Here is a 24353-nt window from a genome sequence, read left to right on the forward strand (position 1 = left end):
CTTCAAATTTTCAAACTTTCAAATCATGCTAAAAACGTTCAGGTCGGCAACCAATAAAAATGAAACCGAATATAATATACCTCCTAGTATTTAGCATTGGTCTTAAACCACAACTACACCACTACCTCTGAATTCATTAACTCTTCTATCTCCTCTACTTCTATTGGAATATTTGACATTAAATTGAGGGGTTGACCATTCGTAACAACCAAATCATCTTCAATTCGGATGCCTATATTTTCTTCGGGAATATAAATTCCTGGTTCACAAGTAAACACCATCCCTTCTTCAAAATCCACATAACGATGACAAAGATCGTGTACGTCCAAACCTAAATGATGAGAAGTTCCGTGCATAAAGTACTTTTTGTACAAAGGAGCATTTGCATTTTGTTGAAGTACATCCTTTTTATCTAACAAGCCCAGCCCAATTAACTCTCCTTCCATTATTCGACCCACCTCCTTATGATAATCCAGCAAATTATTACCTGCTACTAGTATTTTTTCGGCTTCTTTTTTTACATTTAATACCGCATTGTAAACCGCTTTTTGGCGAGCTGTAAATTTTCCATTAACAGGAATTGTACGGGTCATATCTGAAGCATAATTGGCATATTCTGCTCCAAAATCCATTAGTAATAAATCGCCATCATTCAACTTCATATCGTTGGCAATATAATGCAATACACAAGCATTTTTCCCTCCTGCAATAATAGGAGTATAAGCATGTCCTGAAGAACCTTGACGGGTAAATTCATAGATAACATTAGCTTCTACCTCATATTCCATCATACCAGGCTGAGTCGTTGCCAATACTCGACGAAAAGCACTATTGGTAATATCGCAAGCTTTTTGCATTAGGTCAATCTCATACGATGATTTAATCATGCGTAAGCTTTTGAAAATAGGTTGTGCTCGTTCAAAATTATGCCCTACATACTCTTGTTTTAATTGTAAGGCATGACGAACATCACGAGAAGGGGAATCCATCACAGCTCGATCGTTCTCATTTGTATTCACATAAATATTGTCTGCCAATAAAATTAGTTCATTAAACAAAGGTTGCATTTCGTCTAACCAATACACGGTATTTATTCCTGAAGTTTGAGCAGCATCTTCTTTGGTGTATTTATACCCTTCCCACACTGCAATGTGTTCATTGGTTTGTTTAGTAAAAATAATTTCCTTAAACTTATCCCCTCTAGGACAATCGGGATACAAGACCAAAATCACCTCCTCTTGGTCTAGCCCTGTCAAATAAAATAAATCAGAACTTTGACGATAAGCAAAATGGCAATCTCCATTCCTAGACATCATATCATTGGCATGAATAATAGCAATAGAATTCGGTTTCATTTTTGCAGCAAATCGCTTTCTGTTTTCTATAAAAAGAGCTGGGTTTATTGAATTGTATTTCATCCGTTTAAATTCTTAAGTGTTCTAAATTATTAATAATCCATCAATTAGCTACGCTACTACGTTGCGATTTTTGCTTTTTTGCTTTATATTTTTTTGGATAATCAAAAAATAAATAGTTCCCTGATTTATTCCCCAAATATTTCCAACCATTAGACTCAAATTCAATGACAACAAGACCACAAGTTGGAATCTCTGTAAAAATAGTATCCTTCTGGAAGTGATTAGCGGCTTGTATAATAGAAGGATTATGCCCTATAATTGCGACCGCTTTATCCTGCGGGTCTAAATCTTGAATCGTACGAATCAAGGCTTGGGTTTTGCAACGATAAAGTGCCATATCCTGTCGAATACTATCTCTTTCAAACCTTAATGCCTTAGCGAGCCGTTTAGCAGTAGATTTTGTTCGTTTAGAGGGACTGATAATTAATTTATCCCAAACAATCCCTCGTTTTACTAACTCTGCACCAATTAGCTTGGTATCACTTTTCCCTCTATCGTTCAAGGGACGATCAAAATCTGCTAAACTAACATCTTTATGGCTTGATTTGGCATGTCGAATCAAATACAACCTTCGTTTTTCCATGCCCCTAGCCTCCTCCATTTGAGTATTAAAATTACAACTTCCTATTAACACTATGACAACTAATATGAATATTTTTTTCATAATTTAGAATTAAGCAACTAAGCAGAGTTAAATTATACGTTAAAGCCAGCGAGTGTCTCCCCTTATATTTATTAGGCATGCTCATAATCTCAATAATACGACGAGTCTCGTACAATTTAACGATGCGATTAAGCCGTCTAGTTCGTGTGATTACCCCAACAAAAAACAATTGTGTTTGACCATATACACAACAATAAACAAAACACTGACTATCAATATACTAAAACATCAAAAAAGCATTGAATGATATAATAATAATAAAAAAATGGTTTGCGTTAACTTTCTTCCTCAATTATATTTGCGGCAATATTTTATTCTTTAACTCAACACCTTACTATAAATGAAAAAACCAACAAATTATATCTACTTAATTATTTACATATTAATTATTACCATAAACAATCATACCAATGCACAAACTTGGGTTCAAAAAGGAATAGATATCAATGGAGGAGCTATGGCAAAAAAAGCAGGGCATTCTGTAAGTCTCAGTGCAGATGGTCATACAATTGCTATTGGTGCCCCCGACTATTCTAATGTCCTATATGGTGGATCAGGATCAGAATCAGGTCGTGTACGAATATATCAGTGGGTTGGGGGGAATTGGACTCAAAAAGGAGGCAGTATTTATGGCTCGTCATCTAACAATTCAGCGGGCTCATCCGTTAGTCTTAGTGCCAATGGAAATATTCTTGCGATTGGATCACCAAGGAATAGTACAAATGGACTTTACGCTGGGCATGTTCGAATTTACGAATGGAATGGAACAACTTGGATCAAAAAAGGAACTAATATTAATGGAGAAGCTGCTGGTGATCTATCTGGAGGTGCAATTAGCCTTAGCGCTGATGGCAATTCTGTTATTATAGGAGCCCGGCTTAATGATGGCATTGGTATAGCTGCTGGGCATGCAAGAGTCTATGAATGGAATGGGACAGATTGGACTCAAAAAGGAGTAGATATTGATGGTGAAGCTACTTTTGATGAAGCAGGGCAGTCTGTTAGTATTAATGCCGACGGTAGCATCATTGCGATAGGAGCAGAAGAAAATAGTGGTGGAATTGCTGGGTTCGCCTCTGGGCATGTTCGGATTTATCAATGGAGTGGTACCTCTTGGTTGCAAAAAGGAGCAGATATTGACGGTGAAGGAAGTGGCGATCGTTCAGGTAGAGCAATTCATCTTAGTGCTGATGGAAATTCTATTGCCATTGGCTCTGCTAACAATAGTAATTCTAGTCAAGGTTTTGTAAGAATTTATAATTGGAATGGAACAGCTTGGATTCGAAAAGGACAATCTCTTAATGAACGACCAACATCATCTGTAAGTCTTAATTATGATGGAAATAGGCTCGCTATTGGTTCGGTTAGATCTATTAACTTATCTCTTACTGGTTATGTTAGGATTTATAGCTGGAATGGAACAACTTGGGTTCAAGAAGGCACTGATATTGTAGGTAGAGCCAGTAATGTTCAATCAGGTTATTCTGTTAGCCTTGATTCACTAGGACACACTCTTGCTATTGGCGCCATTGATGACTATAATAATGGCAGTGGCCATGTACAAATTTATACTACTTGCCATTACCTTGATACAACAGTAGGGCTATCAGGAGCAACACTAACCTCCAATGCTATAGGAATGACTTACCAATGGATCGATTGTAGCAATGGCAACAGCCCAATAACAGGCGCAACCCAACAAAGCTTCACGCCAACAACGAATGGACTCTATGCGGTAGAAATTAGTAATGGTGTTTGTACTAAAACCTCCGCTTGTACTAATGTAACTGCTGTTAAAGTATCCGTAATAGAATCCCAAAACAAGTACCGTATATTCCCTAATCCATCCACAGATATCCTCCACATAGAAAGAACCAATTCTACGAATTTAAACATCAGGGTCGTAGACAATCTTGGACAAATTGTACTTTCTAGCCGATCTAACAAAACTAGAGCTACCTTAAATCTTCAACGCTTAAAACAGGGGGTTTATTACCTTGTATTAGACGATGGAAAAGAAATAACTTATCACAAATTTATAACCACAAAATAAAACTTAAGCTTTTGAATTTATGTGAATTTTATGTTTGAAATAACTCTTAAATAACAATTATGGTTCTTTGATAACCCATAGGCTCACACAGTAACCACAGAGTAACAACGCAGTTAATCGTGAGGTAAACACTAAAAAAGGGTAAGCCTTTAACTACTTTTTAGCTTCGCTGCTACTCCGTGGTCGTGATAGAGTTGACAAAGAACCACAATTATTAAGAATAAAACCAAGTCTATCCCTAATTTAGAAGTATAAGCCTTAAAAGGAGCAGGTCGATACTAAGTAGCATAAAGTATCCCCATAAAAAAACATGAGGTACTGTTGTCAGTACCTCATGTTAGATTTGATATTAGCTGTATAATATTAGTAGATCAATTCTACGTTTACGCCACTAGCCATTCTTGACAATTCGATTGCCTTAGGTCCTTCAGCACCAATAGACCCTTCAAACGCAGCCAAGGTATCGGCCGCATTTTCAGCATAGGCAATGGACAAATAACGCACAAAATTGGCACTTGGTTCAGGAACAACCAATCCAGCTTTTAGGATCCCTGCACTTCCCAACCAAAAAGAAAGCTCCAAATATTCAGGGTCTTCCTCTAAGATCATTTCTAGCAGAGGCGTAGGCAATGGCGACATCTCTAAATGGCTCATCAGATCCATATACAATTGAATGTCTTCTTCCCCAGTATTGCCAAATAGTTCTGTGTGCAATATGGTAAATCTATTCCCCCCAACAGAGCGCCCCACTCGTACACAAGCATCTGCTTCAAAACTAGCATACCATTCTTCTAGCTTGTTTCGCTTGTCGTTTTTAGGGGTAACGGCAAAAGCATGTGCCAAGGGAAAAACACCATTAAGCGCCCAACCTGTTTCTTGTGTGCCTTGACTCAATTGCAGCCAAGTAGACAAATTTCCTTCAGGGATTAATTTAAAAATCTTTTGAAGTACCTTAACTTCCGATTCATTCAATTTGCTAGCCCCCATAAACTCGGCAAATTGTTGTAGCAATATATTTCGATCATTGTTCACCCAACAAGTCACTTTTTCTGCATCTACACTAGTTGACAAGTGTACCTCTGGCTCGTCCAAAGTTGGATTTAAAGGAAACAGCATTTGATTGAGCCATTCCGTTAACAATTCTTCGTTTTCTGGTTTTATAAACGGCAAAGTAATAACAGCACTTTGCGTTCTCATGATAGTTTCTACCATTTTATATTAATTTTGTTTTTTACCGATTAAATGTATTAGAAAATCAACTTAATGTCCTTCACTCCCATCTCTGTCAATTCGCTCCACTCCGCATAGATACTGTTTAAGTCATTCTCCAAATCCTTTGTATTGGCTAAATCATTTCCATCAAATTCAACGGTATATTGAACTTGTTTAGGATGGTGGCCATCGTGGTTTCTATCCTCAATATAACGTTTTACAAAATCCTTATTGCTAAAAATACGATTATAATCTGAGTTATTCTGTGCATAATCTGTTCTAAAATCCATTATAGATACAAATTTTTTGCACTTGGTTTCACGACGATACAGTTTTATTTGATCTTCTGTAATGTCCAATACCTTTGCAGCCTCATTAAAGAACTTAAGATTATTAGCCGCATCAGCTCCATCGCCAATTCGATCAATTTTTTCCCAAATGTCTAAAATTTGATGGGACTCAAATGCATTATCTTTTAAGTCGTCTAATTCAACCTCTATATTATCACCGTAACCATTTTCAATAATTTTGATAATATCCTGCTGCTTTTCTTCAACAGCACCATCAAAAGCCTTTGTCATGGTTTTCTTTAACAATGCTTTGGTTTCACTATCTAATGGCTCTCCATTAAACGCTGTAAAATTGTTAATAGCGGTATCAACTAACCCTGTAAGACGTTGTTTAATTCCCTTTGTACCATCCATTGTTCCCCAAACAGCAGCATTTCCAAGTGCTACAAGTACTTTAGGGTCTTGCAAATTTTTAGCGGCACTGGTAAACACCTCTAACAAACCTTTAGCTGGATCTTCTCCACCATTCCAACCTGCACCACCAAATTTAGGACTAGCATCAAACATTCCCCAACCATTGAACCAACTGGTAAATGTATCTCCGTCATTTTTGAAGAAATTAAGTTTGGCATCACTCGCCATAAACTCACGATCTCCCTCTCTTGTATATCGATTAGCACCTGCCGCATTAGGATTATGGAATTTCAAGAAGCCCCAATCCAATTCTTTGGCTAATGCTCCAACTCCTGTAGCCGCAGTTGTCATCAACAAGCTTTTAAGATATTTTCTAGGAAGGCTACTAATTTGGTTTTTACCCCATGTTTGGAAATCCCCAATTGGATCGCTCAAAACAGATTTTTTCTCATCGGTCAGATTCTTAACAAACTTAGAACCAATATCATTAAAGGTCGTCGTTAAAATGCCTTTAGCCGTTTTGAGGAATGGCGTACGCAAAATATTTTCCCAAGAACTCAACAATGGTTTGCCATCAGGTCCCGTTCCTTGAGAGAAAGTGCCCAATGCTTTTACGTCCAAAGCAAAAGCTAAGTTAGCTCCAATTAATCCAGTAATAGCTCCTGCTTGATCTGCCAATGCAGTAAAGAAGAAATCTTCAGCTCGCTCTCGCACGCCACCAACTCTGTCTCCACCAGTAATCATGCCCATCGTTTGATTGATGGTCGTTTGCATAGCCGTTGATGCCAAAGCCCAAACTAGTTGAACCACCCCTACAGCAGCTCCTACTCCAGAAGCCATAGATAAGGTAAACACAATAGCACTGGTTAATGCAGCAACCGCACCTGTTAGTTTAGCATCGTATTCTTTTTTGCGCTCCTCAAACTTTTCTTGCGCCTCTTGTAGTTTTCCTTCTGCCTCCTTCAAACTAGTAAGCAAGGCTTCTTTCTCTTGTTCCAATTCCTCTTTGGTCAAGACTCCTTCTAGCGCAGGAATACGCTCGTTTCTATCCCAACCTTTGGTCAAGAAATCCGCTGCTGCAACATCACGTTGCAACATTCTTGAACTTTGACTTGACCATTGTAAGCCTGTTTCGCTTTGTTTTTGAATTTCGAGGTCAGAGATTGCCTTGATGTCCATACCAATCAACTTAATATCCGCCTCTGTAAATCCACCTAGTCTCTTAAAGAGCTTTTTCGCCTCATTGTCTCCGTCCGCCATCAACTCTTTTCCTACTTTAAAACGGATTTGTTTTTTGGCTTTTATTGCCTTTTGAGGAGGTAATACACGATCAATAGTTTCTAGAAAAGCAGGAGAAATATCAAAACGCTTAATCTTGACATTGAGTTCTTCTACTTGTGCTTCTTTGGTAGCACGAATTTCTTCATTTTGCTCATTTTCGAGGGCATCTAACAGTTCTTTTTTCCTTTCCACCCACTCTTCCATGGATTCAAAGTCAAAAGCCTCTTTGAGTAAATCATCGGCACTCATCAAATCTACCAGCTCTGTTACTTCGCTAGCATCCACTTGACGTTTAAGCAGCACGGATTCTCTAGAATCAATCAAAACATCCATTGCCTTAATTGGCTTATTGCCCTGAGCATTTGCTCTAATAATTCGACAGGCGTGTTTATCCTTATCTTGGATATAACTATGGGCATCCTCATCTAGTTCTTTCAATTTCTTCAAAACCTCCTCAATAGAAGGGCCTGCTTTTTGAGCCTCAAACATCGTTTGCAACAAGGTATGCTCATCTCTAGAGAAATAGCCTTTCTCATATTCGTAAGCCAAACGTGCCGCCCAGAAGGCAGGATCTGTTTTTTGCTCTTTAAGCTCTTTCTTTTGATCTTCAATCTCAACAGGAGTTAAGAGCTTCGCACGATTTTTTCGATGTTTTCGTTTAAAGTTATCACTAGAAGCCTTTTCTCGATCATCACTACTGATCTCCGTATTAGAGAGCGGCGGTTTGAGTCCTAATTCAGCAGAGATCAATTCCCACTGCATCATATTGCTCTTAATCCCAAGCTGACCTAAGGTTCTAGCCTGCAACACTTTGATAAGATCTTTATCGGCTGCAATAGCTGCAAACTCAGGGCTATCAGGCTCTAGTTCATTCAAATATTTAAGCACATCGGTACCAAAATTTACGGTAAAACCAGATTTGGCAAGTTTTACTATTTTTTGGTAGATTCTCCCCTTTACACCATTGGATTTAAGCGTTTCGCTAATCTCTTTCTGAATATCGTGGTGCACACTTGCCTTGTCCATCAAAGCTTGTACGCCCAAATAACCTCGATCAAAGATTTTACCTCGCTCTTTTTCCAAGGCATTTTCTGCTTTTCTAAGTTCTTTTAATCGATCTATGTTATTAGCTCCATTCTCTTCATCATCTATTTTTTGCGCTACCTCCTTTAGTTCACCTTCTATCGCCGTCCAACGTTCTAGATCGCTATCGTTACAAAACTTAGCAACCACTGCCTTCTGAGGATCTTTAACCGCCCCATCAAACAAAATATTCTTGAACTGCTCTCCCATATCTTTATCTTGCGCCCAACGAGAAATAAAGTTTTTGGTCGCTTGTTTAGCGGTCAAAGCTTCCAATTGATCAAAGATCGCATTGGTTTCTTTGCCCTCTGGCAATTCCTTAGGTGCACCAATTTTTTCTTTGATATAAGCCAAATCTCCATCGTCAATTCCCGAATAACTAAACGTTCCTGACAAGTCCCGTAATTTTTTCATAAAACCACTCTCCTCATCAAGAATTGCCTCACGCTCTTCATCACTAGCATCTTTCAACCAAGTTGTAATACCAGCCATTAACTTATCTTTGTCTAAGCGTTTTCCGAAGCTTCCCTCTTTGCGCAAGCGATGAATCATACTGCACAAATATTCGTCATTGGCATCGTTTAACTCCTCAGGAGTACCATCTTTTTTGGCGTTTTTTAAATTCATATGCGCCCTAATTTGTTTGCGCATATTGGGGTGTTTATTTTCTAAATACACCTTGATAGCCCCTTCATAAGTTGATTCGTCCTTGGTTGTTCTCAAGATTTCATCAATTTGCTTAGAATCATAACCAGAGATAATTAAACTCATGGCATCCTCCCGCTCAACGGTAGATTCAATGTGCGTATCAACACCACCAACAACTGCCAAGCTATCTCGCCAAGTTTTTCCCATTAAACCAAGCGCAAAAGCCAACTTAGCATAAGGCGACTCATAGCCTTTTAACTTGTCCAACAAATAACGAGATCTCAAAGAACCTGCTTTAAAAACAGAAAGTATATCTCCAATAAGGTTGGATGTTTTCTTAAAAAGATGTTGGGTTGCAGCAATGTATTTATCTTCCAACTCATTAAAGACATTATCTGCCAGCCATTTCATAACAGCTCCAAAAGTCTTATCGTCATTATCCGCTTTTCCTCTATGTAGCAATTCGGCTAATCTTATCGCTCGATCATCTACGGTAGCGTCCCTAACGTCCTTTGCACGCTCACTCGATTTTTTATTACCAGCCGTTTCATCAAAAAGCGTCTTTGTTCCCGTCATATTTTGAGAATCCTTATGAATGCTTTTTTTCTCTGTAGCCAATTTAGCCTCTTCAGGAGCCGTTAGGAAGCGTTCATAAGCTTTGTACAAAGCCTCAAATCCTGCCAATTGTTTTTTGGTTTTGGAAGTAGAAACTTTGTCCTTTTTATGGTGTTCAATCCACTTTTTAATCATGCCCATCATTCCTGTAAACAAGTCACGTTTGCGGTTGATGTCCATTTCTTTATTGAAGATCTCTATAGCTTTGCAAATTTTGCTATAGTTTGTCCCCTTCATTTTATCAATTTTGCCTGGTTTTTCAAGCCCAAAAGCTCCAATATCAGCAATAGCAAGCGTAGTTTTTCCCCCGTCATCATCTGCCAAAACAATTCCAGCCAAACCTGCACCTGTGTTTTTATCATCTTCATTCTGATTGTCTAACCAATCTAAGATAAAATCGTAATTCGCATTTTTTGCCGCAGCAGCCTGTTGTTGTTGAGGAGTGAGCAAAGCATATTTTCCTTGCCAATTATCAATAAAGGTTTTGATTTTAACACGTACTGCCTTCTCTTTCTTTGCATCTTCTTTATAATCTCCCCTTTTGAGTGCAATAAATAAGGCTTGTACCTTATCGGTAGGATCTAAGTCATGAACTTGGTTTTGTTCATCGTAAACGGCTCCATCGTTCGCTCCAACATTTTCTATGTCTTTGTCTTCAATCTCATCATCTCCACCAAAACTAATTTCAAAGCCACCAGGCATTAACCATTTATCCAATTGCTTTTTAATGATCTTTCGCTTGGCTTTTCCCTTCTCAATCGTCAGCTCAACCAAGTTAGCACCATCCTTTACTTCCTCAAATTTAAGCGTACCTAAGGCATCAATGTTCTTATGTTCTTTGATTCGCTTTTTAAGGTAATTCTTCCAATTTCCAGAAGGCGTTCCCACCACCAAAATGGGCATATTCTCTTTATCTATATAATTGTGTTCAACACATAGATAAAAATTGATTTCAGCAGTAGGATCTTCCCCTATATGCTTTTGTGCCTTTTGCAAATCCTTTTGCAATTGCTTTTTAAATTCTTTGTATTTAAACAAACACTTATTGGGATCTAATTTTGCATCTTCTGCACTTTTTTTGTCAATTCTATCCGGGAAAAATCGAATCTTCATACGTATGGCAATTTTATTTTATGATAAATAGCATGATTTATTTACTTAACAATGACAACCAACTAATTAACTAAATTAAAGTTTTAATTATTAATTAAGGTTTAATTCTATGTTTTTATTTCGTTAATCAAAATAATTAACCCTATGGTTGAATCATATTTAATATACCTCCCTAAAGTAGCTTTAAAAAAAATAAAAACCAAGCGTTTTATTCTTTTTAATCCACTATAACCTCCATTATAAATATTTTAGTGTCGCTTATATTTAAGCCTTCCAAAGGCTAAAACAACTTATAATGTTATCTTCTCTATTACTTGTAGTCCGCTGCTTGTATTTATAAAAAAGACACTAAACAGCAATTATTTTACCGATCGCTAAATATACAACAATAAAAATAAAAAAACAAGCCCAAAAAACAACCTAAAACATAGGCATCAACTTAAGAAACCTTATTTATTCACAATGTTGCTGATTGTTTTATTTTACCTTTCGTTAAATATAAGTATAACAACACAAAAGATAAGCCTCCAAAAGATATTTACCTTGTCGCATACGATTAACAAGACACCTTATTTATCAAAAAATCCCTTTAACGAATTTTTCGTTAAAGGGATTTTTTATTCCAAATACTTTGCGTTTTTTATTGTTATTCTTTTTTAAGTGCCAATTTACGGGCTAAAATTTCATCGAGTTGAGCAGGGTCAATCCGCTTGTATATAATTTTCTTGTCCTCGTCTAACAAAACAATATATGGATTTGCCTTTAAATCATATCTTTTTTTTGCGACCGCCAAAGGATAAGCATTATCAGAGGTATTGATAAAATCCATCCCTTTCTCTTTTATCTTTTTCTTGCACTCGTCCAACTCCTTCCAACTTTTACTACAAACTCCAAAGACTTCAAAGCCCCTGTCCTTGTATTTATGATAAACAGGAATCAGTTGATCACTAGTTTTGCTGCAACTTCCACAATTAGGATTCCAAAAATAAATTGCGGTATATTTTGCCTTTACATCGTACAAACTAATTGGCGTTCCATCCATTTTTTTCAGATAAACATTGGGCGCATATAGCCCACATTGCAAAGGTTTTGCGGTATTCACATTTTCACAGATCTTAATCAATTGAGCCGAATCTACCCAATCTGCCTCGCCTGAACAATAGTACTTTTCGCCTAAGAATACATAAACCGCATCCATGCAAATTATCTTGCTTTTTGCATACTTATTGAGCAGTTCAGCCGCCGCATACCTATACATTTTTTTGTTCTTAGATTTTAAGGTTTGTTGAACAATCCAATCTACTGCAACAATCACAGAATCGGGATGTTGAATGGTTAATTTCTCGGTATAAATTTCCATTTTGTATTTGAACAAAGGGGTTCTAATCAATCGCTCATCTGAAAAATCAAACTGATCCCAAAAATGTTTTTTAGTCCAATAAAACCAAGCCATTTTGTCCTTTTTTACGGTCTCAGGCACCGCTTTAGCCATCCCCTCTGCAATCAATTTAGAAGCCAAATAATCTGGATTTTGGTCAATAATATCCAATTGATATTTTTTTAATTTTTGATCCAACGCTACAATATTAGCCTCCCATTTATGCTTTCTTTTCTCTTGTTTCTCCTCTTTTAGTTTTTGTTGCAACTTGGATTTTTCCTTTTGAATTTTTGCATTATATTTCAAATAGTCTAGATAGACTTGATTTTCTTTAGAACCTTCAATTTCCAGATGCTTACTCAAATCTCTGCTTTCGTCTAATTTGGTTGACAAAACCAATTCTTTTTGATCTTCTTCATTAGGGATCAAAAATTCAAAATAATTGTTATTGTCTTTTATTAGAACTAAATAAAGCCCTCCTTCTAGCGACTCCTCCCCTTCAAAAACAAATTCATTGTCTGCATTTTTTGAGGTTACCGTTTCATTGATGTATTTTTTGTCTCCCATGTGATATGCTAAAATGCAGGTGTCGTTTTCATAACCATCAATTTTTACACGGATATTATAACCGTCTTTTGCCAACAACATCTTAGTAGTTAACATCAATATCCATACGATCGCCCATTGATTTAATAAATATCTCATTTTGTTTTGTTTTATTAATACCCCTCGAATCAACAGAGCATAAGCAGCCAATTCAGTGGGTAATATTTTATGAATGAATTAAATACAAAGAAGGTATCCAAGAAGAAGAATCTATGTCATCTTGGAATAAAAAGAGCCCCGATAAAATAAGGCAATAGAATAGCCAAGGAGCCTTAGGTTGGTTGAACCAGTTCGTTTTTGCTTCTTATACAACAACTTCTTTTGTTACTGTATACCTGAAGAACGTTAACGTTTCTCGAATCTTATGGAAGGGTTCTAGCTTTAACACCTAAATATATCGTTTTAAAACTAAAAAAATAGTTAAGCAAATGTTATTATAATGACTACTTATTTATTGCATAGCATGATACTCTAAAGACAGCTTGGGAGGATAAGAACTACCCTAAATTAAAAACGCCCTGATAGGTTTTCTATCAGAGCGTTTATGATACTAACTAAGCTAAGTATTAAAGGTACCAATGATTATTTCTCATTGACTTTTAATTTTGCTTCATTTGCTTTTTCTTTTTTCTTAAACTCTTCTTCTACTGCTTTATCAACATTGGGATCTTCTTTGGTTTCAAACCCACGTTTTAGAATATCTTCCAATTGTTTAGGATCAAGTCGTTTAAACATAATTTTTTTGTCTTCATCCAATAAAACCAAATAAGGGTTCACCTTGATGTCATAAATCTTTTTGGCAACGGCCAAGGGATAAGCCTCATCAGAAGTATTGATAAAGTCCATTCCTTTATCTTTTATTTTTGCCTTACACTTGTCAATTTCCTTCCAATTTTTGCTACACACTCCAAAAATTTCAAAGCCCATATCCTTGTACTTATTATAAACGGGCACTAACTTATCTGTTGTTTTACTACAATTTCCACAGTCAGGATCCCAAAAATAAAGCGCCACAAATTTTGCTTGTACTTCATGTAAATTGACAGGAGTGCCATCCATTTTTTTCAAGCGAATATTAGGCGCATACAAACCACATTGCAATGGTTTTAGGGTTCTTACATTTTCACAAATTTTCTCTAATTGCGCTGAGTCTACCCAATCGGCATGTCCCGCACAATAATATTTTTCACCCAAAAATACATAAACAGCATCCATACAGATGACCTTAGTTTGAGCATATTTATTCAACAATTCAGCAGCAGCATATTGGAACATTTCTTTATTGCCTCCTTCAAGTAATTTTTGCAAGATAAAATCTACCGCAGTAATAACAGAATCTGGCGTTTTAACGGCTAATTTTTCTGTCCAAAATTCGATTTTGTCTTTAAAAATAGGCGTGCGAATCAAACGAGCATCTGTCCAATCAAAATTATCCCAATAATGCGCTCTAAAATAATAAAAGCCCTCTGCCTTTGTGTAGGTCTTAGGTACTTCTGGTTGCATAGAAGCAGCAATCAATTTGGCGGATAAATAATCTGGATTCTTCTCGATTAAAGCCAATTGATATGTTTTTACAGAAGCACCAATTTTAACACGCTCTTCTTGTAATTTTTTCTTTTTTTCTGGATTTTTTTCTGCCTCAATTTCTTTGGCAACTTTGCCGTCTTTTGCTCTTGTATCTGCCAAAAATTTTAGGTAGTCAAGAAACACCTTATTATCGGCAGAACCTTCAATTTTTAGATGCTTGCTCAAGTCCCTGTTTCCGTCCAACTTAGTAGACAAGAACATCTTTTTTTGATCTTCTTTGTTAGAAACTAAAAACTCAAAATATAAATTTTCGGGCTTGGTCAAAATCAAATAAATTCCCCCTTTCAAAGACTCATCGCCCTTAAAAAGCCATTCTCCTTTATTGTTCCTTGAAGTTAGGGTATCCTTAACATATGTTTTTTTGCCCAAACGGTATCCTAAAATACAAGTATCATTTTTGTACCCGTCAATTTTTACACGAATATTATAACCGTCTTGTGCGGTGGCAAAAGATGCCCAAGCAATTAAAACAAATAATATCGATCGTCTAAGTAATTGATTCATTCTATCTCTTTTTGTAATAAAAATGGTTTAAATTTATTTAATTTGCCGTTAATTAAGATTGAAGTTGTTTAAAAATGATCTTAACACCTACGATCCAACCATAGCAGCCATCGGATCGGCAGCTATTTTTAGCCCCGTAGCTGCTTCGCAGTTCACAACACTCAAAGTCTATCAGACTTTGTGTTAGTTCATAGCTACGAAACAAAAAACGAGCTTTGCCCGATAACTACTAGCTTTGATCTCGAAAATCAACAACATTTTTAAACAACTTCATTAAGTAATTAAACAGAATTGATTGTGCATTAAATTTACCAAGATTTTTGCACTACTCTTCATCAAAAAGTTTTGTCTTTGATTAACACTAAAAATAATTATTTTTGTCCATCTACTTACTTAGGTCTCAAATGTAACTTTTTAAAACTAAAAACCTAGTTAAAAAAATGTTATCACCTATGAATCCTCTAAGTTTCAAACAGGACTACTTATGATTTTGTTGTGCAAACAAAGAAGTACAACAGGCTATTTCTCTCGCTTTTTTAGGGCTTCAATCTCTTTCATTCGCTGGATTTCTAGATGATTAAAACGAGCCACAAAATAAATTTTGTCTGATCTTACATTGCTTAAAAAGCGTCTTAGCGCACGAATTTCTCGATTTAAGTCAATGTCCTGTGTTGCATCATCTAAATTAAATGCCTGCAAAATATAACTCGCTGTACTTTTATTCAACACCATATAACTGTACCGAACAAAACGTGTGGTATCAGAAATAGGAACATCAGTATCCAGATAATCTCTAACTTCTTCTTCCTCTGTTTCTGCCATCTCATTAAAAATCTCAAATGGATAATAGAACTCCGAGTTAGTGAACAATTTGTACCCCTCTTCCCTATTTAATTTTCGAATAAGCGTCACTACCCTTCTAGAGAAATATCGTTCTTGCGACATAAACCAATATTCAGGATAAAAAGCCTCCGTGGTAAAAGCGAGGTATTGTTCCAAAAATAATCTATGATCGTAATATAAGGCCTCCCTTGTTCTTAATCGATCTTCATAGTTTTTTAGCGCAGCTAGTGTTGCTTCTTTTGCGACAATTGCTTGCTCATCAAAATTAGTATAATTCCCTGCATACCACAATTCAAAAGCTCTATTTTGAGCTTTAGGTGAAAAACCTTTTAGACTCGATCTCATTTTTCGAATAGCCGTATAAACGGCTCCATACTCCTCCCTACCAATTGCGCTTTTTAGTTTTAGAAAATCACCAAAGGTCGCTTTTTCGATGGTAAAAAAACAAATTTCACTAAAAGTAGAAGGGATATCTGTTTTATTTTGTCCAAAAACAAGTGGCTGAATTCCCAAACTAATAAAAAATAAAATGTAGTGTATTGGTCTCAAACTATAAAATATTATTTAGATGTTGCGCAAATAAATACAAGCTGGGAAAAGAGTAATCAATTTTGTCTTGAATGGCTGCTAGTTTGACCTTATCAATATCAGGTTTGGTTTCAATTAAAATCGTCTTCATATTCATTCTAATGCCAAATTCTATATCTGTAATAGAATCACCTACCATTATAGCACGATCAAAATCTATGTCAGGAAAATCTAATTTCGCTTGAATAGCCATTCCTGTATTGGGTTTTCGGCAAGGAGGATTTTCTCGCTCATGTTCTGCACAAAAGTATACTTGATCTATCCTTCCTCCATGCTGGTTGATTACATCTAACATTTCAGCATGTACCTTATTCAAATCATTTACAGACATTAAGCCCTTGGCGATTCCCTGCTGATTGGTAACAATAACAATTCGATTAAATTTTCGTGCCAAAATAGGCAAGCACTCCAAAACCCCATCTAGAAAAACAAATTCAGACCATTTTTGAACATAGCCTCCAATAATTCTATCATTAATAACTCCATCTCGATCTAAAAAAAGTGTCCATTCCTTCATTTTATTTAATTGTAGTCTTTTTTATGTTGTTTTTCTATATAATGTAACCCAATAGAGTAGATTATGTTGTCTTGAATCAAAATTCGTTTAGATCCTTTTCTAGGATAATCATGTGTTTGCAAAGAATGCCATTTTCAACAATAGGATTTGGATAATTATGCGTAAAAAAATCTTTTACTATCTGGGTAATTTCAAAACCTTCTTTTTGATACAATGCCAATTGTCCAATACTAGAATTTCCTGTTCCTATCCTTATTTTTTGATAGTTGGATTCTTGAGCTATTTTAGTGGCCCATTTTAATAGTTTTTTTCCATAACCTTTCCCTTGTTGAATTTCTTTTATCGCAATATTTTTTATTTCAACAGTTTGAGCACTCAATTCTTTTAGAACAAGCACCCCTATGCATTGAGCTTCTAAGAGCGCTAAATAGCATTGGCTTTCATACAAATATTGTTCAATTTGAGCTCTTGAAGGATCTGCTAATTCGAGTAAGTTGAAAGGAATTTTTTGATGCTCTGTTAAGCGTTTTACTATTAACGACTCGTTAAACAGTTTATTTTTATTTTTTTTAGAATACATAATAGAATGTCCTACAGACCAACGGTTGTACTTCTGTCCCCAAACCGCTACCTACAAATAATAAATCAAAGCTTTGGAAATGCAAAAATAGTTTTTACCTTTGCATCTGCAAATTTAAACAAATCACCATTCAAAATAGTATATAAATTTTACTATTGGTTGTTGTTTAAAAATTCGTAACCAAAATTTCAGCAATGAAATATACCCAAAAATCTGTAGCAAGAATTGTTAGTGCATACTTTTTTTTCCTAATTACAACAAACGTATTCTTACAAGCTACATTTCTCCCTCTTTCTAGTCATCAACAGGTTGATGCAGAAAAAACTGAAATTCCCACCGATTTAGCGCTTCTTACCACTCGTTCTGCTGTTCTTGATCTTGAAGTAGAAGAAATCATAGAAGAAGAAGTTCCTCCCATTATCATTGATCACCACGACATTACAGGTCTAAAGCGCATCGTTCGCAACAAACGCAAACGCAATGCCCGTAGAAATGCCCCAAGTAGAAGAAATTTTATTCCTGCTGTTTCCGTCCCTTCCCTTCCTGTTGCTTATAATGCCATATTTGATAGCCTAAACGCCTCTAGTCTTCGCCTAAATATTATAGAAGAAGCAAAAAAATACTTAGGGCTTCGATACATTTGGGGGGGAACAACCCCTAAAGGTTTTGATTGCTCAGGTTTTACTTCTTATGTTTTGGCACAAGAGGGAGTTGGAATAGCCCGTAGCTCTCGCTACCAAGCTCGTCAAGGAAAAGACATTGACATGACTAATGCCAAGACTGGCGATCTAATTTTCTTTAGTAAATATGGCAAAGGTGGTCGAGTAACTCATGTTGCCATGGTCGTTGACAATAAAAAAGATGGTGTTTATATCATTCACTCTACTCGCCGTGGTATTGTGGTGGATAATCTTTCGGAGTCTTCTTATTGGAAACCGAAGGTGCTTTATGCCAAAGACGTTATTAGCAAGGGATAATTTTAGCTCCTTATTTTTAGAATAAAAGCTTTCCTTTTTCCTCTAGAAACTGGAATTTTGTGTCCATGGGTCAAAACCACATAGCCCTCATTCAAATACTTGTTGATATGGCTAAGGTTAATTAAGTGAGACTTATGTACTAAATAAAATTCTTGATTTTCTAGTAGCTTTCCAAAGTGTCCTATACTCAACGAACTGAACAATATCTTTTTTTCAAGGGTATAAATTTTAGTATATCCACCACTTCCTTCGCAATGAATAATATCACTAATTTTGACAAATTCTAGCCCTTCTTGCGTGGGTAAAGTGATTTTTTTGTTTTGGAAAAGTGTAATTTGCTGATTTTCTAATAGCAGCCTATTTTTTTGTGCAGCCGTTTTTTCTACTATATTTTTGATAGCATTTCCTACCGCAAGGATTAAATCATCCTTGTCTATTGGCTTAACCAAATAACCAATGGCACAGTGTTTAATTGCATCAATGGCGTATTGGTCAAATGCTGTTACAAAAATCACCTCAAAAACAGGTTGCTCAATTCTTGCTAACAATTCAAAACCACTCAAACGAGGCATTGCTATATCTAAAAATACCAATTGAGGATTGAGGCTGTTAATTAGTTCGATCCCTTCTTCTGGGTCTTGTGTCTCCGCAATAAGACTAATATTAGGGCAGAATTTTTTAATTCTGTTCTTCAAAATCTCTACTGCTTTTCGTTCATCGTCAATTATTATTGCCCTAATTTCCATTCTAATTCTTTTGATTAAAGTTTAAGGTAACTCTTGTTCCTGTTTGCTCAGAAATAGTCGATAGATCAACCATAGCATATTGAATTTCCCATTCGTTATTTTGCCTCAATAAGTCCAATCGTTCTTCTAAGACAAACGTTGAATTTACTTTGTTGCCTAGCTTATTGTTTCGATATTTCTCCTTAAAAAACGCAACGCCTACCCCATTATCTTCTATCAATACATCAAAAGCAGCAGCATCAACAAACTTAAAGACAATCTGCACTTTTCCCTTTCCTTTTTTATGAAATAGACCATGGTTGATTGCATTTTCAACAATCGGCTGCAAAATCATAGATGGGATCATTTGTTCCTCTAGATCTATTTTTTCATCGATATCAATAAAAAACACTAGCTGTTCTTCAAATCGTAATTGTTCGATTTCTAGGTAATTGGTCAATAGCTCAATTTCATTTTTTAACGAAACGTTTTGTTCCCTCGAATACTTAAAAAAGGCTCTTATCAGTTTAGAAAATTTGATCAAATATTTTTCAGATAGCTCTACTTCATTTTTCTGAATGTAATATAAGATAGAATTTAAGGAATTGTGAATAAAATGAGGGTTCATCTGCGCTCGCAATGCTTGCAATTCTACAGTAATGATTCTCCGTTCTATTGCTAATCTTTTCTCTTCGTTTTTTCTGATAATCTCCTTAAAAATTTTCAAAAATACTCCTATCAATAACAAACTTAAGCCCCCAATCGCTAGTTTAAATTCTGTTTGTTCCCACCACGATGGTTTGACCAAAATGTATTGTTTTCTTCGATCTTCTTTTTGATGTTGATTGGTTGCTCTAATCTCTAATTCATAACATCCAGCAGCTAAATTAGAAAAGCTTAATTGTTTGGATTCCGTTGGAACCCACTCTTTTTGAATTGGCAATATTCTATACGCATAGTTGTAGTGCCGTTGATTGATGTAATCCAATACATTAAAATTAATCGTTACCAAACGTTCTGCTTGAGGATTGACGATTAAGGTATCTGCTAAAGTGGTAAAATATAGGTAAAAAGGTATGCTTTCGCTTTGTTTTAACCAATTAATTTTTGCCAAACCAAGATCACTGGCTGCATATAAAAAACTGTCTTTTAAATAGATGTCATTAACATTATCACTCCATAAACCATCCTCTCTATAAAAAGCATCCACAATAGCTGACTCGCTAAGTTTGTCGTTCTTCAGCTTGACCACTTTAACCCCTTCTTGTGTAGCCAACCAGATTGTATCATTTTTTACAAGTATCTTCTGAATCGTTAATTCATCTGTTCTTTTAAGATGAATAACCTTTTCTCCATCCAGTAAATAAACCCCTCGACCATCTGTGCCGACCAATAAATAAGATTGATAGGTTGCCATGCTACTAATTGAAATATGGAGCAATGGATCTGTTTGTTGGTGCCGCTCCAAGGAAAACCCCTTTAACATCCACAGCCCATCAACCCCTCCAATATACAGTTGATTTTTATGTTGCTGAAAAAGTAACAATCCCAATTTTTCTTCCAAACAATTCCACTCTAATTGCCCTAAAGTCCTGTAATAAACCCCTCCATGTGAAATGATGTACTCGCTCCCCTTAAATTCAACAATATCCCTCCAATTAAATCTGGACTCCAACTCCTGTTCTATCATTTTGCCCTTCTGATGCTTAATCTTAAACAGTTTTTTGTTCATGACTAAATAGCCACATTTGCTGAGAGCGTCCTCCTTTATTTGATAATAAGAGCCCGAAAACCCATCTATTTTATGACGTAGAGCACAAGTATCTTGATCGATTTCATAGAACCCATACCCTAACACCCCTGCTGTAATTACCTCCTTAACCGAGCCTATTTTGGCAACTGATTTTCCTTCAAAATACGTCTTGTTCCCTCCTTGATGAGGCAATAAGAGCACCCCATTACTTAAACTAGCTAACCATAAATTGCCATTGGTATCCTTATAGCCTCTATAATTTTCCGTTTTGGGGTATTCTATTCGCTTTTTTAGCTCCAATTGATTATTCAAAATAATCAAATAGTTGCTCAAGCAAATTTGGATTTCTCCTTCTTTATATTGAAAAGAGATACGATCTCCTGCCGCTTGTTGTATCAATTCTTGATAGGAATAGAATTTCAATTTATTCCATTTAGAATTTAGCAGTAGTATTCCTTCTTTTAGGCAATAAAAATAGATGGAGTCCGAATACAAGCCTCTATATGCAGAATGCCCCATACCTTTCTGCCAAGAAAGTTTACAAGAGTGTTCAACGTCCATTACCTTTTGGCACTGACCATCAATGATTAGGATTCTATCTTTGAGAGCAATCAACAACTCATTTGCTGTTGTTTTTTGTGAGAACTGCACTTCATTTCTATTAAATGCAAACTTCTTAGTTGCCTTTGTCCAAAAACCAGGCGTTTCTTTCCAATCTTGGGGAATCAGCAGGCTATCCTCCAACTTATAATTGCTGTACCAAACTGTATCCTCACAGTTTCTAACAAAGCCAGGGCTTAAGACAATGCTATCCTCCGTTGGAAATCGATAGACCTGATCTTTGTAAATGTATCCTTGATAATTACTCTTAGAAACATACCACACTCGCCCTTTGGTGTCCGTTTCTAACAGCCAAACATCATTATTGGGTAAACCATCTTTGAGGGTAAACGTCCTAAAGGACGTACCATTGTATTTCACAATACCTCTATTGGTAGCAAACCACATAAAACCATCCTTATCTTGTCTTACGCAGTACACATGATTACTAGGCAAACCATTATTGGTCGTAAAACGAATGGGCGATTGGGCATAACTATCCCCCAACAAAAAGAAAAGCCCAATACCTATACAAAATGCTATCATTAGTCCTGCTTCGTTACTTAAGTTCAGATAATAAGCAGGTTTAGATATCGTATTGCTCACATCTAAATTTGAAAAAAGAAAAGTACAAGTATAAACTTTCTAATGCAGGAATACCTACAATTTAATAATCTTTCTTTGTAACCATTGTTCACCAACTCTTACTTTTAGCCAGTAAGTACCAGAAGGAATACGATCTAAAAATAATTCAACTATATTTTCTTGAGATATTCTTTTGCTGTAAAATTTTTGCCCTAACACATTAAATATTTCTATATAATCTATGGTCGTATTGTTGCTGCTTGCCAGTTGAATTGTTATGTTGGTAGCAAAAGGGTTGGGTAGAACTAGTAGCTCATTTTTGAGAGCTGAAAAATGCAAATGTTTGATTGCGGTATAAGAATAAGTCCCATCCTGATGAAACAATTTCAACCTATAGTAGTTATCACCAACCAATGGACTAAAATCTATATAACTATTTTTGTTAGGATTGATGGCATTCGCTATGGTTTCAAAAAGCTGCCCGTTGGAACTTCTTTGTATTTCAATGGCTGTATACGTTGAGGGAGTATGTAATTTCCAACTTAGTTGAGATTTTGTTGCTTGATATTTTTCTACTTCATAATATTCCCAATCCACATCTAAGAGATTGCAACCAACAGTATTCACAACGATTGTATCTCTTAATACATCATTGCAGAAACTAGTCCCCCTTACATGAAACGTATTTCCTGTTTTTGCAACAAATACAGAGTCTGTACTCCCATCCTGCCAAAGATAACTACTAAATAAACCGCCTTTGCTTGCATCTAAGATTAGAGAATCTATTGCACAAACCGTTGTATCATTGCCAAGGTTGAGGCTTGGAGGTGTTGTAGCACAAATAGGGCTCGTGCAACTAACTGTGATAAGCAAGGTGTCGGTAAGCGTGTCACAGGCATTCGTTTGTACAACAATGAGGGTATCGACTCCTTCATCGCCAAAAGATAGGGTAACCGCAGAATCTTGGGTTGAGTGAATTATTGCATTACCTAAAACAGACCATGTATTATCATAAGATAAGCACCTTTTGACATTCGTATGATAACTATGGGCACTACTAGGGCAAACTGTTTTTGGGCCACTGATATAAAGTTCTTCTTCCAAATTAGCAGGAAAAAAATTAGGTAGCCCAAGCCTTCCTCGCCTCCCTAATAAATTCACAGCATTATCTATATAATTACATCCTGCCCCTAAAGCATTAGGATTGCTAATTACCCCCAGAAATGCACGTCCTGAATAAGCAACATATATTTTTTTATCTGGTCCCATTTGCAAGGCACTTTTTTGGGCACAGCAGGGAGCTATATTGGTAGCAGAGGCTCTTATCAATGAGGAAGGTAAGGATAAGTCGTATTGAAATATAGAACGATCATTAAACTCGCAAACATATAGTACTTGGTTGTCAGACGAAAATTCAGAAGAATAAGCATGAGGGTAAGCATTGGCATCTGCCAAAATTAAAGGATTAGAAACAATACCTGTGCTTGCATCAAAATCAAAAAGGGTCACCGTTGCTAATGTCGTGCTGCCTCCTAAGGTAGAGCAAAGTTTTTTGCCATCGTGCGAAAATCTCAACCCTCCATATCTGTTACTCCCTGTATTAACTGGCCCTATATTAGAAATTCTAGGGGTAGTGTTAATACCTGTCGGGCTAACTTGAAAAGCTACAAAATTACTATTATCTCGTTCATGAGACACAATCCAAATATCCTGACAATTTGTATGATAAGCCGCTGAGACTTGTTCTACGATATTAGTATGAATTACAACATTCTTGGTTGCTGTCACAGCGCCTAGCCCACTATTCAAACTCATATCAACCACAGAATAAGCCAAAACTCTAGCAGCAGTAGCATCCGTCCAGTTGGGAACCGTAAATATATAATAGAGAGTATTGCTATTGGGTGCAGGTACAATAATAGAAGATTGTGCAGAAATATTGGAGCCTCTTAATCCCGTTCCATTTGACATGACAGCGTGATTGGCATTCCAAACCGTTAGCCCATTGGTATAAAATAATAAATTTCCATTTTTATCGGAGATCGTAGAAATCCCTTCACTAGCACTCATTGCCCCATTTGTTGTTCCTGTTGCAATTCCTCCAGTAGAGAAATTGATCCCCGCATTATTTCCAAAATACCAATGGTTACTGGAACTATCCGTACAAAAACAAGGGCAATCGGGATCGTAACAATCAATTAAAGAATCTCCATCGTCATCTATATTATTATTGCATAATTCTTGCGCACCAACACAGTAATGAGATAAAATGTATCCAATAAGCAGTAAAAATTTCTTCATCTTTTCTTGTTATCGTAA

At 36.2% G+C, this 24353-nt stretch carries 14 protein-coding genes; 2 read left to right on the top strand and 12 right to left on the bottom strand.

The window, feature by feature from the left end:
• Nucleotides 1-113: 113 nt before the first annotated feature.
• Nucleotides 114-1418 (bottom strand): aminopeptidase P family protein, encoded by a 1305-nt coding sequence (locus AsAng_RS13760; protein ID WP_264793375.1) that lies wholly within the window; start codon nt 1416-1418, stop codon nt 114-116.
• Between the two features lie 40 nt (nt 1419-1458).
• A complete protein-coding gene (locus tag AsAng_RS13765; RefSeq protein ID WP_264793376.1) occupies nt 1459-2082 on the bottom strand; it encodes a SixA phosphatase family protein in 624 nt (207 codons plus the stop codon).
• Between the two features lie 340 nt (nt 2083-2422).
• Here AsAng_RS13765 and AsAng_RS13770 point away from each other — a divergent pair, with 340 nt between their 5' ends.
• The gene (locus tag AsAng_RS13770) at nt 2423-4135 is read left to right on the top strand and encodes a T9SS type A sorting domain-containing protein (RefSeq protein ID WP_264793377.1); all 1713 of its coding nucleotides are present in this window, start codon (nt 2423-2425) and stop codon (nt 4133-4135) included.
• Nucleotides 4136-4498: 363 nt separating this feature from the next.
• Here the strand turns inward: AsAng_RS13770 and AsAng_RS13775 are convergent, their stop codons facing one another.
• The 7 genes from AsAng_RS13775 to AsAng_RS13805 all read right to left on the bottom strand — a co-directional run bounded on the left by AsAng_RS13775 (nt 4499) and on the right by AsAng_RS13805 (nt 17394).
• Complete coding sequence (locus AsAng_RS13775; protein ID WP_264793378.1) at nt 4499-5347, bottom strand: hypothetical protein; 849 nt, start codon at nt 5345-5347, stop codon at nt 4499-4501.
• 35 nt (nt 5348-5382) lie between these two features.
• The gene (locus AsAng_RS13780; protein ID WP_264793379.1) at nt 5383-10791 is read right to left on the bottom strand and encodes a hypothetical protein; all 5409 of its coding nucleotides are present in this window, start codon (nt 10789-10791) and stop codon (nt 5383-5385) included.
• A gap of 646 nt (nt 10792-11437) precedes the next feature.
• Nucleotides 11438-12874: a TlpA family protein disulfide reductase gene (locus AsAng_RS13785; RefSeq protein WP_264793380.1), complete on the bottom strand. Its 1437-nt coding sequence runs from the start codon at nt 12872-12874 to the stop codon at nt 11438-11440.
• A 483-nt stretch (nt 12875-13357) separates the two neighbouring features.
• The gene (locus AsAng_RS13790; RefSeq protein ID WP_264793381.1) at nt 13358-14866 is read right to left on the bottom strand and encodes a DUF5106 domain-containing protein; all 1509 of its coding nucleotides are present in this window, start codon (nt 14864-14866) and stop codon (nt 13358-13360) included.
• Nucleotides 14867-15385: 519 nt separating this feature from the next.
• Entirely contained in the window at nt 15386-16258 is an 873-nt protein-coding gene (locus tag AsAng_RS13795) for a hypothetical protein (RefSeq protein ID WP_264793382.1), read from the bottom strand.
• Between the two features lies 1 nt (nt 16259).
• Nucleotides 16260-16814, bottom strand: coding sequence for a D-glycero-alpha-D-manno-heptose-1,7-bisphosphate 7-phosphatase (locus AsAng_RS13800; protein WP_264793383.1), 555 nt, complete (start codon nt 16812-16814; stop codon nt 16260-16262).
• A 76-nt stretch (nt 16815-16890) separates the two neighbouring features.
• Nucleotides 16891-17394: a GNAT family N-acetyltransferase gene (locus tag AsAng_RS13805; protein WP_264793384.1), complete on the bottom strand. Its 504-nt coding sequence runs from the start codon at nt 17392-17394 to the stop codon at nt 16891-16893.
• A gap of 194 nt (nt 17395-17588) precedes the next feature.
• Between AsAng_RS13805 and AsAng_RS13810 the strand changes: the two genes are divergently transcribed.
• Nucleotides 17589-18371: a C40 family peptidase gene (locus AsAng_RS13810; RefSeq protein WP_264793385.1), complete on the top strand. Its 783-nt coding sequence runs from the start codon at nt 17589-17591 to the stop codon at nt 18369-18371.
• A 2-nt stretch (nt 18372-18373) separates the two neighbouring features.
• On the opposite strand, the gene AsAng_RS13815 is transcribed toward AsAng_RS13810, so the two are convergent.
• From AsAng_RS13815 to AsAng_RS13825, 3 genes are read right to left on the bottom strand one after another with little or no spacing between them, the layout of a single operon-like run.
• Entirely contained in the window at nt 18374-19117 is a 744-nt protein-coding gene (locus tag AsAng_RS13815; protein WP_264793386.1) for a LytR/AlgR family response regulator transcription factor, read from the bottom strand.
• A 1-nt stretch (nt 19118) separates the two neighbouring features.
• On the bottom strand, nt 19119-22055 hold the full coding sequence (locus AsAng_RS13820) for a sensor histidine kinase (RefSeq protein ID WP_264793387.1): 2937 nt from the start codon (nt 22053-22055) through the stop codon (nt 19119-19121).
• 54 nt (nt 22056-22109) lie between these two features.
• On the bottom strand, nt 22110-24335 hold the full coding sequence (locus tag AsAng_RS13825) for a T9SS type A sorting domain-containing protein (RefSeq protein WP_264793388.1): 2226 nt from the start codon (nt 24333-24335) through the stop codon (nt 22110-22112).
• Between the last annotated feature and the right edge of the window lie 18 nt (nt 24336-24353).

This window comes from Aureispira anguillae (genome assembly GCF_026000115.1).
Taxonomy (GTDB): Bacteria; Bacteroidota; Bacteroidia; order Chitinophagales; family Saprospiraceae; genus Aureispira; species Aureispira anguillae.

What these genes read in the sequence shown, in the direction of transcription:
- AsAng_RS13765 (WP_264793376.1), bottom strand. Translation starts at nt 2,082, where the DNA reads ATGAAAAAAATATTCATATTAGTTGTCATAGTGTTAATAGGAAGTTGT.
- AsAng_RS13825 (WP_264793388.1), bottom strand. Translation starts at nt 24,335, where the DNA reads ATGAAGAAATTTTTACTGCTTATTGGATACATTTTATCTCATTACTGT.
- AsAng_RS13780 (WP_264793379.1), bottom strand. Translation starts at nt 10,791, where the DNA reads ATGAAGATTCGATTTTTCCCGGATAGAATTGACAAAAAAAGTGCAGAA.
- AsAng_RS13790 (WP_264793381.1), bottom strand. Translation starts at nt 14,866, where the DNA reads ATGAATCAATTACTTAGACGATCGATATTATTTGTTTTAATTGCTTGG.
- AsAng_RS13815 (WP_264793386.1), bottom strand. Translation starts at nt 19,117, where the DNA reads ATGGAAATTAGGGCAATAATAATTGACGATGAACGAAAAGCAGTAGAG.
- AsAng_RS13810 (WP_264793385.1), top strand. Translation starts at nt 17,589, where the DNA reads ATGAAATATACCCAAAAATCTGTAGCAAGAATTGTTAGTGCATACTTT.
- AsAng_RS13800 (WP_264793383.1), bottom strand. Translation starts at nt 16,814, where the DNA reads ATGAAGGAATGGACACTTTTTTTAGATCGAGATGGAGTTATTAATGAT.
- AsAng_RS13775 (WP_264793378.1), bottom strand. Translation starts at nt 5,347, where the DNA reads ATGGTAGAAACTATCATGAGAACGCAAAGTGCTGTTATTACTTTGCCG.
- AsAng_RS13805 (WP_264793384.1), bottom strand. Translation starts at nt 17,394, where the DNA reads ATGTATTCTAAAAAAAATAAAAATAAACTGTTTAACGAGTCGTTAATA.
- AsAng_RS13760 (WP_264793375.1), bottom strand. Translation starts at nt 1,418, where the DNA reads ATGAAATACAATTCAATAAACCCAGCTCTTTTTATAGAAAACAGAAAG.
- AsAng_RS13770 (WP_264793377.1), top strand. Translation starts at nt 2,423, where the DNA reads ATGAAAAAACCAACAAATTATATCTACTTAATTATTTACATATTAATT.
- AsAng_RS13785 (WP_264793380.1), bottom strand. Translation starts at nt 12,874, where the DNA reads ATGAGATATTTATTAAATCAATGGGCGATCGTATGGATATTGATGTTA.